The organism is Sulfuriferula nivalis (genome assembly GCF_009937995.1).
Lineage (GTDB): Bacteria > Pseudomonadota > Gammaproteobacteria > Burkholderiales > Sulfuriferulaceae > Sulfuriferula > Sulfuriferula nivalis.
Genome location: NZ_AP021881.1, coordinates 584,268 through 600,096 on the forward strand (window position 1 = coordinate 584,268; position 15,829 = coordinate 600,096).

Here is a 15,829-nt window from a genome sequence, read left to right on the forward strand (position 1 = left end):
AACCTGTTAATATACCTTTTTTTACTCATGTTCCCAAGCAATGAATAAAACAGATGTCGATATCGACAAAATGAATGCCAGCGAAGTCCGTGCCAGCGTTGGTTTGGCGAGTATATTTGGCCTGCGTATGTTGGGTATGTTTTTGATCTTGCCCGTGTTCGCACTTTATGCCGAACACCTGCCGGGTGGTAGTGACCACACTATGGTTGGGTTGGCGCTAGGTGCATACGGACTGACTCAAGCAATGCTGCAACTACCATTCGGCATGGCATCAGACCATTTCGGGCGTAAGCGTGTAATTTATATTGGTTTGATACTGTTTGCTATAGGAAGCTTTGTTGCTGCCAACGCAACCACCATAGAAACGATAATTATCGGTCGTATTATTCAGGGTGCTGGTGCAATCTCAGCCGCGGTTACCGCATTACTGGCGGATTCTACGCGCGAGGAGCATCGTACCCATGCTATGGCGATGATAGGCGGTACCATAGGCGTGACTTTTGCCGTATCTCTGGTGCTTGGCCCCGCGCTTTATCAGTATATCGGGATGCATGGTATTTTTCTGCTTACTGCTGTGTTATCACTTACTGCTATAGCCGTTGTTAAATGGTATATCCCTGACCCTGCTCATAGCCAATTCCATCTTGATGCTGAGGCTAGTCCAGGTAAATTGCGTGAGGTGTTACGTAATACCCAATTATTGCGATTGAATTTCGGCATCTTTGCGCTGCATGCCGCACAAATGGCAATGTTTGTGGTTATTCCTTTCGCGCTGCGCAGCACTGGAAATCTGGATATCAATCATCACTGGGAAGTATATTTGCCTGTAGTGTTGGTAGCTTTTATCGTTATGGTTCCCGCTATTATCTACGGAGAGAAGAAGGCAAAATTAAAACAGGTTTTTGTTGCCGCTGTTGCACTCATGCTTATGGCGCAACTTGGTATGGCAGCCAGTATGCAACATTTCTGGGGCATCGTCGGCGCCTTGCTGGCGTATTTCATTGCTTTTAATGTGCTGGAAGCAACTTTACCCTCACTTATTTCAAAAATTGCACCTGTAGGTTCCAAGGGAACGGCGATAGGCGTTTATAATACCTCGCAGTCGATAGGTTTGTTTGTCGGTGGTGTGGTAGGTGGATGGTTATCGCAACATTATGGTTATGCTGCTGTATTCATGTTCAGTGCCGGCTTAATGGTGTTATGGTTGATTGCTGCAGTTGGGATGCGTACGCCACCCGCAGTTAAAACACGTATGTTCCGATTGGGCGTGTTAACTCCACATCAGGCTGATATTCTTAATCAAAAATTACGTGAAATTCAAGGTGTGCATGAATCCACAGTGATTGCTCAAGAGAGTATTGCAATTATGAAAGTAGCCCAACGGGGTTGGGATGAAGCAAGTGCGACCAAATTGATAGAGGAGAGCAAAAATGGCGTCAGTAAATAAAGTAATTTTAGTAGGCAACATCGGTAAAGATCCAGAAATTCGTTACATGCCTAGCGGCGATGCTATGGTTAATTTGACGTTGGCGACGACTGATAACTGGAAAGATAAAAATGGTGAAAAACAGGAACGTACTGAGTGGCATCGCGTTGCTATATTTGGCAAGCTAGCTGAAATTGCTGGGCAATATTTGAAAAAAGGTTCACAGGTTTATTTTGAAGGTAGCCTGAAAACACGCAAGTGGACAAACAAAGAAGGTCACGATCAATATACTACTGAAATTATCGCTGACAAAATGCAGATGCTGGGTGGGCGTAGTGGTGGCGGTTCGGCCAGTATGGATGACGGTGGCTATACAGAAAGCCGTCCAGCTCAACGCGCTAGTGCACCTGCACAGAATAGTGCACCTGCTAAATCCAGCAGTCCTAGCTTTGAAGACATGGATGATGATATTCCATTTTAATCAGTACATTCTAAAAAAAGTAGAAAATAATTAATAAAGGCCCGCATTAGCGGGCCTTTTATTTATCCTTAAGTGGTTGCCAGTCACGCACGAATGCTGAAAATTGTTCTGTATTAAGCGGCTTGCTGTAGTGATAGCCTTGTATTTCATCGCAACCTTGTATGCGGAGAAAATCAAGTTGTTCTGCGGTCTCCACGCCTTCAGCTATCGTTTGAAATCCTAAGCTGTGTGCCATGCTGATAATGGCTGTAACGATGGCTTTATCTTCTGGATCAGTATTGATGTCACGGATAAAAGACTGATCAATTTTGAGTTTGTATACTTTGAATTTTTTTAGATAATTCAGGGATGAATAGCCCGTTCCAAAGTCATCTATTGACATGCGTACGCCACGATTATGCAAGTTGTCCATGATTGCGATGGCTTCTAGTGGCTCGTCCATGGCTACACTTTCTGTGAGTTCCAATTCCAGATATTGCGCGGGCAGATCAATTTCATTGAGGAGTGATGTCACCAGATCAGGCAATCCTGTATGACGGAATTGTACAGCGGATAAATTGACTGCAATTATCATGGGCGGTAATCCAGCCTCTATCCAGGATTTGAGCTGCTGGATAGCGGTGCGTAATACCCATGCGCCAATTTGGTAGATTTGTCCGCTGTCTTCAGCGATCGGAATGAATTCTGCGGGTGAGATTAATCCAAGTTCAGGATGGTGCCAGCGTAACAATGTCTCTGCACCTACGAGTTTGCCTGTATCAGTGCTGATTTGTGGTTGATAATTGAGCACAAATTGCTGCTGGTCTAGGGCTCGACGTAGTGCATTTTCCAGTATGAGTATGCGTGCAGATTTGGCCTGCATTTCTTCAGTGTAATAGCGATAACTGTTACGTCCTGAGTTTTTGGCGCGGTACATAGCCACATCTGCATGTTTAATCAACGTATCAAAATCGTCGCCATTCTGTGGATAAATTGCAATACCTACCGAGGCGGTGAGGATAAGTTCATGTCCTTGAATTTGGTATGGGCGGGCAGTGGCGGCAAGCAGTTTTTCAGCCACGTGTGCAGCGGCATCAGGATGAGTGTCAGGTAACACAAAAATAAACTCATCTCCACCCAGACGGGATACAGTATCTTCATCACGTAGCAATGTTTTTAGGCGTTGAGCAAGTTGGATAAGTAATTCATCACCTATGCGATGACCAAGGTTATCGTTGATGTTTTTGAAGTGATCCAGGTCTAAGAACAGCACGGCAAGATTGCTGCCAGCACGTTGAGCAACACTGATAGATTGACGCGCGCGATCTTCAAGCAACAGGCGGTTGGGTAAGTCGGTCAATGGGTCAAAGTGAGCCAGATTATGGATATTAATCTCGTCCCGTTTACGTTCAATAGCGATAGCAATGAAATGTGCAAGCATCTCTATGAGTTGGATGTCATTCCTGTTAGGTGCTGTAGCAGTGTGTTGATAGAGTGCAAAAGTGCCTAATACTTTTTGTTGACTGCCAATGATGGGTTCTGACCAGCACGCCGCTAATTTTGCTTGTTGGGCTATAGCTCGATAATTTTTCCAGTAGGGGTGGTGGGCAATATCTTCAACAATAGTGCGCTGCTTTGTATATGCCGTATTACCACAAGAACCTGCATTCTCACCGATGGGTTCACCGTCAATCGCTGCATTAAAAAAATCAGGCAAGCTAGGTGCTGATGCAACGTGCAAGGTTTGTTTTTCTGCATCCAGCAATAATATGCTGCACATTACGTCTGGTTTCAGGCTTTCTACTCTATGGGTAATCGTCGTTAAAATTTCGTCTAGCGATTTGTCGCTGGTAATCAGCTCCAGCATAAAAACACGTTGATCAGTCATTAGCTGGTCGTGTTGCTGTTGAGTCCGTCGCTCGAAATTAGCCAGGGCAAAATCAATATCGGCGACCATTTCTTCCAGTAACCTTTGTGCTGCAGCGTCAAAGGCATGGATACGGCTGCTATACATATTAAAGGCGCCGACTACCTGATTATTTTGATGTATTGGTAGTGTGGCGGAAGAACCCCAGCCGTACTGTTTGCCTAATTCATGCCAAGGTGCTGTAGTGGGATCAGTGATGAAATCTTGACAATAATATGCTTGATCATTGCGGATAGCGATGGTGGTTGGGCCGTGAGCGCTGGTATCTTGACTGTTAGGAACAATATGGAGGTGATCGATATAATCTGTGCCTTCACCATATTGACTGACAGGTATTATTTGTTGGGTGGCGGTGTCTAACCAGCCTATCCAGGCCATTTTCATGCCACCATAAGTAACGCTGGCTTCACAAACTTTGGCAAATAATTCAGTTTGGTTTTTGCTACGCACTATGGCCTGGTTGCACTGACTTAATGCTGCATACAGGCTGGTCATGCGTAGCATTTGTGCCTGAGCAAGGTTTCTGGCGGTATCGATTTCATTGAGCTTGGTTTGAGTTGCGGCCAGCCAGCCGAGCACGCTGTTGTTCATGCCAGATGGTATGGAAATAAAAGGGTAGAATTTACCTTGAGCAAGGTTTTCTACCTGTTGGTATATCTCATGCAATGAGCCACCAAGCATACGCCGCATATTGCGATAAATACGCCAGAGTGCAAAGAATAGTGCCGCACCTAGTATTATAAATATCCAACGTAACTGGGTTGCTAATTGCTTGGCGGCTTCAACGCTAGCATTGGTGCGTAACTCCACCATTTGTTGAAACTGACTGATAGGCTGCATGATGGCAGCTTTGTCTTGATAATATGCTTGTGAGTGCAGCATCGCCAGTGCATCTGTATGTATACCTGACACAGGTTGTGCTACATCGTTTTCTACTCGCTGAAAGGCGGCAAATTCGGTATGGGTCAGTGCATCTGAGTTGGCTTTGGCAAGGGCTAACTTGGCAAATTCAGCATTAGTAAAATGCGCCTGCCGCATTAAATCCAGCAGGCTAATTGTTTGATTGCTGGATGGGCGCGGGCGCTGATCATCAAGCTGCACTAAATCCCAATAGATATTTTCATAATCTTCAGGACGTGGATGCTTGCCATTACGGATGTCGAGTATTTCCTGGTAATGCTGTTTGTAGATGGGATTGCCGGTGGCTGTATAAGCACGTGCCATACGGGTTAAGTCATCTGATGATTGACGTAGTTCATCAGCGAGTAGATAAGATTGCAAGCGTAAATCATTGGCCGTATCAATGGCTTTTTCGGCACGTACGTAGACGGCGAAAGCAATTATCAGTGCGATATAAATGGCTAATGTGAGCCATAAATAGGCTGAAAAACGACGGCCATTATGGGTAGGCTTCATAACCTTCAATACCAATCAGTAGAATAAGGTTATAGTATTAGACAGTGATTAAGTTAGGGCGTCAATTTAAGCTGACTGTTTGCTGATAAGGCCTGATAATTAGGTGGGTTATGGATGCTTGTTAAGTAGTAACGATATCGGTTATTAGCCTATATGTTATGTCTGCGTAGTGTACTCTGGTACCCATTTTTTTAGCATCTGTTTGACTTCAGCTTCGCTGACGATGTGCTCTTGCGTCAACCAAATGAGCGCTTGTGACAGCCATGCATCTTCTACAGTCCGCGCTTGCGCAATGCGCAGTTTAGGATGGGGCGTAGTGAGTGTGTGTTCGTCATCTGCTAATAATTCTTCATAAAGCTTTTCACCCGGGCGCAGACCAGAATAAACGATTTTGATGTCGTTTTCGCTAAAGCCAGACAGTTTAATCATATCGCGGGCGAGGTCGGCGATTTTGACGGGTTCTCCCATATCCAGCACAAATATTTCACCACCGTCACCCATTAGTCCCGCTTGCAACACTAACTGGCAAGCTTCAGGGATGGACATAAAATAACGAGTGATGTCTGGATGGGTGACGGTAATCGGTCCACCATGAGCGATTTGTTCCTGGAATTTTGGAATAACACTGCCTGAGCTTCCCAGCACATTGCCAAAACGCACTGCCACAAAGCGCGTACGTGACGTGTCCGTGGGTGCGGCGTGCAGACTTTGGCAAACCATTTCAGCCAGTCGTTTGGATGCGCCCATGACATTTGTCGGGTTGACCGCTTTATCGGTAGAAATGAGTACAAACTTGGCTACACCATGGCGTTGTGCGGCGTGCGCCAGCATATAAGTACCAAGCACGTTGTTACGCATAGCTTGCCAGGCATTGCTTTGTTCCATCAGTGGCACGTGCTTATAGGCTGCGGCGTGGAAAATTACGCTAGGCTGATGCTGGCTGAGTAAACTATCAATAACTGCCGCGTGTTTGACATCGCCTATCGCGCATAGAATATGAACATCGGGAAACTCAGTGTTAAATTCCTGTTCGATCTTGTACAGCGCGAATTCGCTCATTTCAAACAGAATAAGTAACTTAGGCTGGAAGCGTGCAATCTGGCGGCATAGCTCAGAGCCGATAGAGCCGCCTGCGCCGCTTACCATCACGACCTGATTGTGGATAAGCTGTTGTAAACCTGCATCGTCCAGTTGCACAGGATCACGTCCGAGTAAGTCATCCAGCTCAATTTTGCGTAACGCTGATACGGTGACCTTGCCGCTGGCGAGGTCATCAAATGCTGGCACGGTAAGGGCTGCAATACCCGCATCAGCACAAATTTGCGCAGCATGGCGGCGCACGCTGTGGCTGGTGGACGGCATTGCAATCACGGCATGTTGCACATTTAATTTTTCCGCATGACGCGCTAGGCTATCCAGCTTGCCGAGTACAGGTACACCATATAAATCTCGTCCTTGCTTGGTTGGCATGTCGTCAAGTAAACCTACGACACGCCATTCACGACTCTGCGCCAGTTCACGTACCAGTGATGCCGCTGCACCACCCGCGCCGAGAATAATAACAGGCTCACGCTCAGTCGCCAGTGCGCCAAAGCGGTGTTCCTTCCAGGCCCGGTAAGTCAGACGGCTGCCACCCATGATGAGGAGTAACAATATGGGATCAAGCACCAGCACTGAACGCGGCACAATAGCTTTGATTTGAAACATGAACAAAGCCAATGGAATCAACAAAGCGGCCACGCCCACAGCGAACAAAATCCGCCGCAAATCAGGCAAACTGGCAAATCGCCATATGCCACGATAAAGCCCAAAGCGCCAGAACGCCAACGCTTGCAACGGCATGACCCAGGCCAATGTGCTCAGTGCGCTAGGCCAATATTCGGCAGGAATGCTCAGGTTGAATCGCAACCAGTATGCAACCAGCCAAGCTAGTCCAGCAGCAGTTAAGTCGTGGAGGAATGCGAGCAGGATGCGAGTGTTAAAGCGAGAGACCATATTCAGCTTGGATAATTAAACTGCACAGATTATACCCTGATAGTTTGCAGGTGCGGTGTTTGTGGCGCTGGATCAAATTTAGCTGTTTACTTGAAATAAAAAACACGAAAATTTAGCGGGCGATTAGTGCCTTAAACTTTCGTGTTTTGTCTGAAGCTGGAAAATACTAGTGCGTTAAACGCAGAAAATGTAATTATTTTCCGCGCCCACCACTGCGATGTGGGCTGCTAGGTGCACGAGCTGCAGGTTTAGCTGCTGGGCGAGGACCGTTGCCAGAGGCTGGGCGGCGATTTTGACCACCTCCACCACCGCCACTACGTTGGCTGCCATTTAATATCGGCTCCGCTTTGATGCGTGGGTCTACTTCAAAGCCAGGAAATACTTCAGCGATGATTTGGGTTTTGGTCAGGCGTTCGATTGCGGTTAATAACTTTAATTCATCAACGCAGACCAATGAAGTGGCTTCACCTTCGCTACCTGCACGACCAGTACGGCCGATGCGGTGAACGTAATCTTCAGCGACGTTAGGCAGTTCAAAGTTGACGACGTGCGGCAATTCGCTGATGTCGATACCGCGTGCAGCGATGTCGGTGGCGACCAGTACTTGTAATGTGCCATCTTTGAATGTCTTGAGTGCACGAGTACGAGCAGCCTGGCTCTTGTTGCCGTGTATCGCCATGGCAGGAATGCCGTCTTTATCCAGATTTTCAGCCAGACGATTCGCAGCATGTTTGGTGCGGGTAAATACCAGCACTTGAAACCAGTTGTTGTCTTTAATCAGCAGGGTGAGCAATTCACGTTTGCGTTCACGGTCAACAGCGTAGGCTTTTTGTGAAATCAGCGTGTTGGTAGCATTGCGGCGTGCGACTTCTATTGTGGTTGGCTTGATAAGTAAACTATCGGCTAACGCTTTGATTTCATCGGAGAAGGTCGCTGAGAACAACAAGGTTTGGCGCTGTTTAGGAATAAGCGCCATGATTTTTTTGATGTCGCGGATAAAGCCCATGTCCAGCATGCGGTCAGCTTCGTCGAGCACAAGAATTTCAACTTGTGATAAATCTACGGTGCGCTGTTGCGCATGGTCAAGTAAACGGCCAGGAGTAGCAACCAGTATGTCTACGCGTCCGCGCAGTTTCTGGATTTGTGGGTTGATATTGACACCGCCAAACATCATCATTGATTTAAGTGGCAGATACTTGCCATACTCACGTACGCTTTCTTCTACTTGTGCGGCGAGTTCGCGCGTAGGCGTTAAAATCAAAGCGCGTATTGGTGCGCGATCAGATTTGGCGGGTATCGTGGATAAACGATGCAAAATTGGCAACACGAAACCTGCGGTTTTACCCGTACCAGTTTGTGCGCCACCAAGCAAATCACCCCCTGTCATAACGACGGGAATGGCTTGAGCCTGGATAGGGGTAGGTTCGGTATAACCGCGCTCAGTAACCGCGCGAACGATGGCTTCGGACAAGCCTAGGGTAGCAAATGACATAAATTTCCTGAAAACAGATCGGCCTGTCGTTACTTTAAGCGTAACGCCAGTCTAGGGCAGGCAGATGGAGAGAATAAACCAGAATTGTTAGCGCTAGGACTGGAGCAGGCTAATCAAGAGTGCACATTATAACAGATTAACAGGGGGATACCTGTCATGTTGTTGACGGTAAATTGCGTATGAATTACTCTCTCACTGTTGTCAGCTTTTGTCTTGGCAATAACGGGGGTTTTAAATAATGAGGGAGGGGATATGAGTTATAAATTGAATATGGTTATGGGTGCAGTCGCATTGAATTTGCTGGCTTTGCCAGCAGCCCATGCAGAGCTGATTCGCGGCGTGGCACAACAAATTACACATCAGCCTTGGGAAAATGACAACATGCCTACGGGTAAGGGCTGGGCGGTTAAAGCGCCTGCCGGTCAAGGGTATGCGGTTAGTACAGGACGGAAAACTACTGGGGCAAACGGAATAAACTATCATGGTGGCCCAGTGATGCTGGGCACGACCAATGTTTATTTTATCTGGTATGGTAATTGGGCTGGCAATACGGCATCCAGTATCTTGCCTGATTTGATAGGTGGTTTAAGTGGTTCGCCTTATTTCAATATCAACACAACTTATTATAACGCGAGTAACGTCGCTGTGACTAATGCTACATTGCTGAAAAAGACTGCAACGGACAATTACTCGCATGGCAAAGTATTAGCTGATACAGATGTTTCAGCCATCGTGAGTGGTGCGATAGCCAATGGCTCGCTGCCAGTAGATGCCAACGCAGTGTATTTTGTGCTGACTTCAGCGGATGTGACTGAAACTTCAGGTTTCTGTACGTCATATTGTGGCTGGCATACCCATGGAACTATCAGCGGACAAGATATTAAATATGCTTTCGTTGGTAATCCTGATCAATGTCCAAGTTCTTGTGCGGCACAAACAACCAGCCCTAACGGTAATGCAGGTGCAGATGGCATGGCGAGTGTGATGTCACATGAACTGGAAGAAGCGGTGACGGATCCGGATCTGAATGCATGGTATGACAGCACAGGTAAGGAGAATGCGGATAAGTGTGCGTGGAAATTTGGCAGCACTTATACCACCAGCAATGGTTCGATGGCGAATATGAAGTTAGGTACCCGTGATTACCTGATACAGCAGAACTGGTTAAATGCATCTGGCGGTTTGTGTACTTTGTCACATTGAGTGAGGGCTATCGGGTGTAGTGTGCGCCCGATAGTTACTTAGCGGAGGTGCGGTATGAAAATATTGACTGTATTGTTTTGGCTGGGACTTAGCTTAGGCTCAACGAGTTATGCGGCTGACAATGTAGTATCGGTAACGCGATTGGTCATGGTGTTTAACACATTAGAAGCGGAGTTAGATGTTGCTGCGCAACATAACAATGTAGAAGTTATAAATAAATTACTCGCGCCGAATTTTGAAATGCGGGTGGGCGCCATGCCCGGTAATCCTGTGCCACGTGCGGCCTGGCTGCATCAATTACAGACGGTTCCGTCTGCACCATTGATTCCTGAGCAAATGGCTGTGCATGATTATGATAACGTGGCTGTGGTCAGTTTTTTGAATAAACGCAGCACATCGGCAGGTGATATATATATTGTTGATGTATGGAAAAAGCTGGCGTTAAGCTGGCAATTAGCCGTGCGCTACGCAAGCCCTGCCGGACGTGCTGATTTTGTTATTCCGGGCGCTGCATTGAATGAGCCTGTGCTGGATAAACGTTACTAGAGCTTATTTCCCGCGCATAAACATCTTATCTAACTCCGTCAAACTGATTTGAAACCATGTTGGCCGACCGTGGTTACACTGGTTGGCTCGCTCGGTTTTTTCCATATCACGCAGTAACGCATTCATTTCAGTAATGCTTAATTGCCGATTAGCGCGAACTGCGCTGTGACATGCCAATGTGCTCAGGCGTTCATTACGCTGTTCGGTAAGTGCATTACTTGCGCCTGATGTACGCAATTCGCGTAATAAGTCACGTGTAAGCTGGGCGGGGTCAGCGGTCTGTAGTAGTTGTGGGATGGCGCGAATAGCGAGGCTGGTAGGCGATAGCGGCGCGATTTCGAAGCCCATCATATTCAGCGCATCAGCATGTTCAGCGGCGGTCGCAACGTCCAGTTCATCCACATTGACAGCTATCGGTATCAACAAAGGCTGGCTGGCTATGGTCTGCAGGTCGAGCGCGGTTTTGAATTTTTCATACATGATGCGTTCGTGCGCGGCGTGCATGTCAACGAGTACTAACCCCGCTTGATTTTGCGCCAGGATATAAATGCCGTGGAGTTGCCCCAGCGCGTAGCCTAACGGGTGGTTGTCAGTGTTAAACGCGGGTTGTGGTGCGGGCGCGGTGTCACGCGACATCAACTCATAATAATTGTCTGGTTGCGCTATACCCAAAGGCATTGCTGCCTGATATGACGGCGCATAACTGGGGCATGGTGCGTAGGTGGGCGTCGTGTTGCTGCTGATGTGGGTGGTGTCGGCGCTGGTTGTGCCGATTTGTACTGTTGCGGCAGGCGCTTGCCCTGCGCGACCTGCTAGTGACTTATTGATGGCATGGTAAATAAATTGATGCACAGCACGACTGTCGCGGAAACGCACTTCGGTCTTGGCAGGGTGGACGTTGACATCGACCAGCGCAGGGTCTAGTGTCAAAAACAGGCAATAAGCAGGATGACGGTCATGGTGCAAAATATCGTGGTAGGCTTGTTTGAGCGCGTGTGCCAGTAATTTGTCACGGACAAAGCGACCATTCACAAACATATATTGCGCATCGCGGCTGGCACGGGAATAGGCAGGTAATGCACTCATGCCGTGCACGCTAAGACCAGCCGTGGTTTCAGCAACATTTACCGCAGCTTGATTGAAGTCCGCACCTAGTACCGCACTAATTCGTTCCGCCATATCTTGTTCGCGCCAGAGTTGCACGGCACGATCATTGTGATGCAAGCTGAAACTGACATCGGGGCGGGCAAGGGCGATGCGCTGAAAAACATCGTTGCAATGGGCGTATTCTGTTGCGGCTGATTTGAGGAATTTACGCCGTGCAGGCGTGTTAAAAAACAAATCCCGCACTTCGATAGTCGTGCCTGTAGTGAGCGCCGTGGGTTGAACTTCACTGGGTGACGCACCATCGGCCTGTATTTGATACGCCAGTTCTGATCCGTGGGCGCGGCTGGCTAAACGCACTCGCGCAATCGATGCGATACTTGCCAAGGCTTCGCCTCGAAAACCTAAACTGGCAACGCATTCCAGATCTTCCAGGCTGCTGATTTTGCTGGTGGCGTGGCGGGCCAGGGCCAGATTCAATTGAGCCTCTTCTATCCCTACGCCATTATCCGCCACACGAATTAACTGTGTGCCACCCAATTCCAGATTTACGCGTATCTCGGTTGCCCCCGCATCCAGACTGTTTTCAAGCAACTCTTTAAGCGCAGCGGCAGGGCGCTCAACGACTTCACCAGCGGCAATCTGGCTGATGAGGATGTCAGGGAGCGGGTGGATAGTGGGCATTATTGTGTACCTAACAGTTTCATGCCGGTATGTTTGATAGCGTCTTTATCAAAGCTGACTGTATATTCGCATAGCGCTGCATGCCCTAATCGCTCTATAAGGCAATCAGAAAAGTCAGCTTTGGTATGGCTGAATAAGCGTAATGCTTGTGCAACAATGTCCGCTTGAGAGATAACTATTTCTTTTGTCTTGAGCAGGCTGTCAAGTGTGATGATGATGTCTTCCCGGGGAGCCTGGTAAGCACCTTGTAGTACCCATACTAATTCTATCAACGTAATGATGCTGATATAGCCTGGTTGTTCGGGAGATAACGATTCAATTAATGTTGTTGCTAGGGCTGATTGCCTTATATCGTCTTGTACAATGTAACGCACGATAACATTGGTATCCAAACCTATCATTTTGTACTCGCACCATATTGTGCAATGACTGCATTCATTTGTTCTATGGATACTGATTGTACAGGTTTGCGTATCAAGCCCTTGAGCGCGGTGACAGGGTGTGTGGCGGGTATGATGGCAAATTGTCCGTCATCCATTTCAACAAATTCGATTCGATCGCCCGCGTTCAAGCCCAGTGAGCTACGCACGTTGATGGGGATGGTGATTTGACCTTTAGAGGTGACAGTGGCTGTCGTCATGGCGCTTGCTCCATAAAAAACATTCCTTACTTTAGTGTAAGGAATGTTTTTTAGCAAGCATTTATTAGTTCATTTGTGTATTAGTCCCGAATTGCCATTTTTGACCTGGCCGTTGCCGGATTGCTGGCAAAGTAACGTTTGATACCGTCAACAATCGCGTTAGCGAGCTTGTCCTGATAGGCGTCATCTCCCAAGCGGGATTCTTCTTCAGGATTGGAGATAAATGCGGTTTCAACCAGTATGGAAGGAATATCGGGTGCCTTGAGCACAGCGAAGCCTGCTTCTTCTACCTCACCTTTATGCAGGCGGTTAACTTCTGACAGCTGGTTGAGTACCGAGCTGGCCAAACGGCGGCTGTCAGTGTTGGTAGCAGTTTGCGACAGGTCTATCAGCGTTTTGGCGAGGTTTTTGTCTTTTACGCCCACATTTACACCGCCAACCAGATCGGCATCGTTCTCGGATTTAGCCAGCCAGCGCGCAGCGGCACTGGTGGCGCCGTGTTCGGACAGGGTAAATACGCTAGAGCCGCGTGCATCTGGGCGGATAAACGCGTCGGCATGGATGGAAACAAATAGGTCGGCATTGAGTCGGCGTGCTTTATTGACGCGCTCGGCCAGCGGAATAAAGAAATCGCTGTCGCGGGTAAGCACTGCGCGCATATTATCAATCGCATCAATTTTAGCTTTGACACGTTTGGCTATGGCGAGGGTGACATTTTTTTCCAAAGTGCCATTTGCGCCATGGGCACCTGGATCTTCACCACCGTGACCTGCGTCAATGGCGACAGTGACCAGGCGAGTGATGACATAACTGGGTTTTTTGCCGGATTTATCAGATTTGTCCACAGGTTTCGGGGTTTTGTCGTCACTGGTGATATCTGTGTTCTCGGCGATTTTGGTGTCGGGTTTGAGCTCTGGCTTGATATCAGCCTTGATGTCTGGTTTTGGGTCTGTAATTGGCGCGGTGATAGCAGCATCCGTATCCGCTGGTTTTGCTGCGCCAGGCTTGGCGGGATAAACGTCCAGTACCAAACGGTTACCATAAGTGCCTACGGGCTTGAGTGTGAACAGGGTGGGTTTGACTTCTCCGCGAAGGTCTAGCACCAGGCGAAATACACCAGGACGATTTAAGCCCGCGCGTAATTTGGCTATCCAAGGGTCATTGGTACCAATTTTATTGGTGAGGTCAACAATCGCTTGGGCGCTGGTTACGTCTTCCAGATCAATAACTAAACGTGCCGGGTTTTCTAATGAAAATACTTTGTAATTAATAGGTGCAGCGGATTCTAAGGTTAGTCGGCTGTAATCATTGGCCGGCCAATAGCGCGCGTCGTTGATAGTATTTGCGGCAGTTGCCCACAGCGGAGCCATGCACAGTGCGGCTATGGCATAGGTGGCGATGCGGTTAGCAATTGATTGAGACATGTGCGACCTCCTGGCGTAATGGCGACCAGCTCGGCGTTACGAGCATCACCATCAGGCGTTAAATACAAACTTATATCGGGGGCGGGGAGTAATTCGGCAGCTTTTTCAGGCCACTCGACCAAGCACACGCTAGTATCATTAAAGTACTCTCTGAATCCCGCTTCCTCCCATTCTAACGCATCATTGAAACGATATAAATCAAAGTGATATAAATTTATTCTCGAAAGTTCATAAACTTCAACCAGCGCATAAGTCGGGCTCTTAACTTTTCCGTCAAAACCCAGTCCACGTAATATGCCTCGGCTCAGGGTGGTTTTGCCCACACCAAGATTGCCGTAAAGGTAAATTACCAGGCCAGGCGTGAGCTGGCGGGCGATAGCAGCACCGAAAGCCAGCGTGGCAGCTTCATCGGCGAGGTGTAAGGAATGGCGGAGCGGGGTATCATTCGCAGTATGGATCATCATCAACTCACATTATTGGCGCAGCAAATTAAATTCTGGGCAGCGGAACTGGGTTTGCACGGCGTGGGCATTACGGATTGCGATTTGAGCATGGCGGAAACAGAGCTGCTCAACTGGCTGGCGCAAGGCTATCACGGCGAAATGGATTATATGGCAAAACATGGCACTAAGCGCACTCGTCCTGCGGAATTGGTACCAGGTACGGTGCGAGTGATTTCGTTGCGGCTGAATTATCTGCCGCCTGATGCGCGTGATAGTTGGGAAGTGATGAATGATCCGCAAGCGGCATTTATTTCAAGATATGCATTAGGTCGCGATTATCACAAAGTCATGAGGACGCATTTGCAAAAGTTGGCAGAGCGTATACAGGCAGCGGTGGGTGAGTTTAATTATCGCGTATTTACTGATTCCGCTCCCGTGATGGAAGTGGCGCTGGCGACTAAAGCTGGACTGGGCTGGCGTGGTAAACATACCTTATTGCTTAACCGTGAGGCAGGGTCATGGTTTTTTCTGGGTGAAATCTACACTGATTTGCCCTTGCCTGTGGATGAGCCAGTTAGCGCCCACTGCGGCGTGTGCCAGGCGTGCATAGATATTTGCCCGACACAGGCCATCGTTGCGCCGTATGAACTGGATGCACGGCGGTGTATTTCCTACCTTACTATCGAGCACAGCGGTGCAATACCTGTGGAACTGCGCCCGTTAATGGGTAATCGGATTTACGGTTGTGATGATTGCCAGCTAATATGTCCGTGGAATCGTTTTGCACAGACTAGCAGCAGCGCAGATTTTACTGTGCGCAACGGTTTGGATAGTGTGCAGTTAGTGGCTTTGCTGGCATGGACTGAGGCTGAATTTGATCAGCGCCTGCAAGGTAGTGCAATTCGGCGTATCGGGCACGAGCGCTGGTTGCGCAATATTGCCGTGGCGCTGGGGAATGCGCCAGCAAGTGCCGAAATTATGACTGCGTTAAAATCTCGTGCTGAACACCCCTCAGAAATCGTGCGTGAGCATGTACAATGGGCGTTATCGCAACATCAAGTTTAATGAA

General features: G+C 48.2%; 13 protein-coding genes. 5 read left to right on the forward strand and 8 right to left on the reverse strand.

The features are described from left to right. Positions 1–40: 40 nt before the first annotated feature. Positions 41–1,447: an MFS transporter gene (locus SFSGTM_RS03140; RefSeq protein ID WP_232526027.1), complete on the forward strand. Its 1,407-nt coding sequence runs from the start codon at positions 41–43 to the stop codon at positions 1,445–1,447. Beyond that, positions 1,431–1,907, forward strand: coding sequence for a single-stranded DNA-binding protein (gene ssb, locus SFSGTM_RS03145; protein ID WP_162083890.1), 477 nt, complete (start codon positions 1,431–1,433; stop codon positions 1,905–1,907). Before SFSGTM_RS03140 ends, ssb begins: the two co-directional genes overlap by 17 nt. Positions 1,908–1,965: 58 nt before the next feature. On the opposite strand, the gene SFSGTM_RS17080 is transcribed toward ssb, so the two are convergent. From SFSGTM_RS17080 to SFSGTM_RS03160, 3 genes are all read right to left on the reverse strand, one after another. Further along, complete coding sequence (locus SFSGTM_RS17080; protein WP_162083891.1) at positions 1,966–5,229, reverse strand: bifunctional diguanylate cyclase/phosphodiesterase; 3,264 nt, start codon at positions 5,227–5,229, stop codon at positions 1,966–1,968. Positions 5,230–5,385: 156 nt separating this feature from the next. Next, positions 5,386–7,224, reverse strand: a complete 1,839-nt coding sequence (locus SFSGTM_RS03155) for a polysaccharide biosynthesis protein (RefSeq protein ID WP_162083892.1) — start codon at positions 7,222–7,224, stop codon at positions 5,386–5,388. A gap of 193 nt (positions 7,225–7,417) precedes the next feature. After that, positions 7,418–8,716 (reverse strand): DEAD/DEAH box helicase, encoded by a 1,299-nt coding sequence (locus SFSGTM_RS03160; RefSeq protein ID WP_162083893.1) that lies wholly within the window; start codon positions 8,714–8,716, stop codon positions 7,418–7,420. A gap of 252 nt (positions 8,717–8,968) precedes the next feature. On the opposite strand from SFSGTM_RS03160, the gene SFSGTM_RS03165 reads away from it, so the two are divergent. Together SFSGTM_RS03165 and SFSGTM_RS03170 are read left to right on the forward strand one after the other, a co-directional pair. After that, positions 8,969–9,919, forward strand: coding sequence for a hypothetical protein (locus SFSGTM_RS03165; RefSeq protein ID WP_162083894.1), 951 nt, complete (start codon positions 8,969–8,971; stop codon positions 9,917–9,919). Positions 9,920–9,973: 54 nt separating this feature from the next. After that, positions 9,974–10,465: a nuclear transport factor 2 family protein gene (locus SFSGTM_RS03170; RefSeq protein ID WP_162083895.1), complete on the forward strand. Its 492-nt coding sequence runs from the start codon at positions 9,974–9,976 to the stop codon at positions 10,463–10,465. A gap of 3 nt (positions 10,466–10,468) precedes the next feature. On the opposite strand, the gene mutL is transcribed toward SFSGTM_RS03170, so the two are convergent. From mutL to tsaE, 5 genes are all read right to left on the reverse strand, one after another. Continuing rightward, positions 10,469–12,253: a DNA mismatch repair endonuclease MutL gene (gene mutL, locus SFSGTM_RS03175; RefSeq protein WP_162083896.1), complete on the reverse strand. Its 1,785-nt coding sequence runs from the start codon at positions 12,251–12,253 to the stop codon at positions 10,469–10,471. After that, positions 12,253–12,654 carry a type II toxin-antitoxin system VapC family toxin gene (locus tag SFSGTM_RS03180; RefSeq protein WP_162083897.1) on the reverse strand — a complete coding sequence of 134 codons (402 nt, stop codon included), beginning with the start codon at positions 12,652–12,654 and terminating at the stop codon, positions 12,253–12,255. The genes mutL and SFSGTM_RS03180 overlap by 1 nt, the downstream gene beginning before the upstream one ends. Beyond that, positions 12,651–12,893 (reverse strand): AbrB/MazE/SpoVT family DNA-binding domain-containing protein, encoded by a 243-nt coding sequence (locus SFSGTM_RS03185; RefSeq protein WP_162083898.1) that lies wholly within the window; start codon positions 12,891–12,893, stop codon positions 12,651–12,653. The genes SFSGTM_RS03180 and SFSGTM_RS03185 overlap by 4 nt, the downstream gene beginning before the upstream one ends. 80 nt (positions 12,894–12,973) lie before the next feature. Beyond that, positions 12,974–14,317, reverse strand: a complete 1,344-nt coding sequence (locus SFSGTM_RS03190) for an N-acetylmuramoyl-L-alanine amidase (RefSeq protein WP_232526028.1) — start codon at positions 14,315–14,317, stop codon at positions 12,974–12,976. Next, positions 14,275–14,781 carry a tRNA (adenosine(37)-N6)-threonylcarbamoyltransferase complex ATPase subunit type 1 TsaE gene (gene tsaE, locus SFSGTM_RS03195; RefSeq protein ID WP_232526029.1) on the reverse strand — a complete coding sequence of 169 codons (507 nt, stop codon included), beginning with the start codon at positions 14,779–14,781 and terminating at the stop codon, positions 14,275–14,277. The genes SFSGTM_RS03190 and tsaE overlap by 43 nt, the downstream gene beginning before the upstream one ends. Here tsaE and queG point away from each other — a divergent pair. Next, positions 14,770–15,825 carry a tRNA epoxyqueuosine(34) reductase QueG gene (queG, locus tag SFSGTM_RS03200; RefSeq protein ID WP_174237389.1) on the forward strand — a complete coding sequence of 352 codons (1,056 nt, stop codon included), beginning with the start codon at positions 14,770–14,772 and terminating at the stop codon, positions 15,823–15,825. The genes tsaE and queG overlap by 12 nt on opposite strands. Positions 15,826–15,829 lie beyond the last annotated feature (4 nt).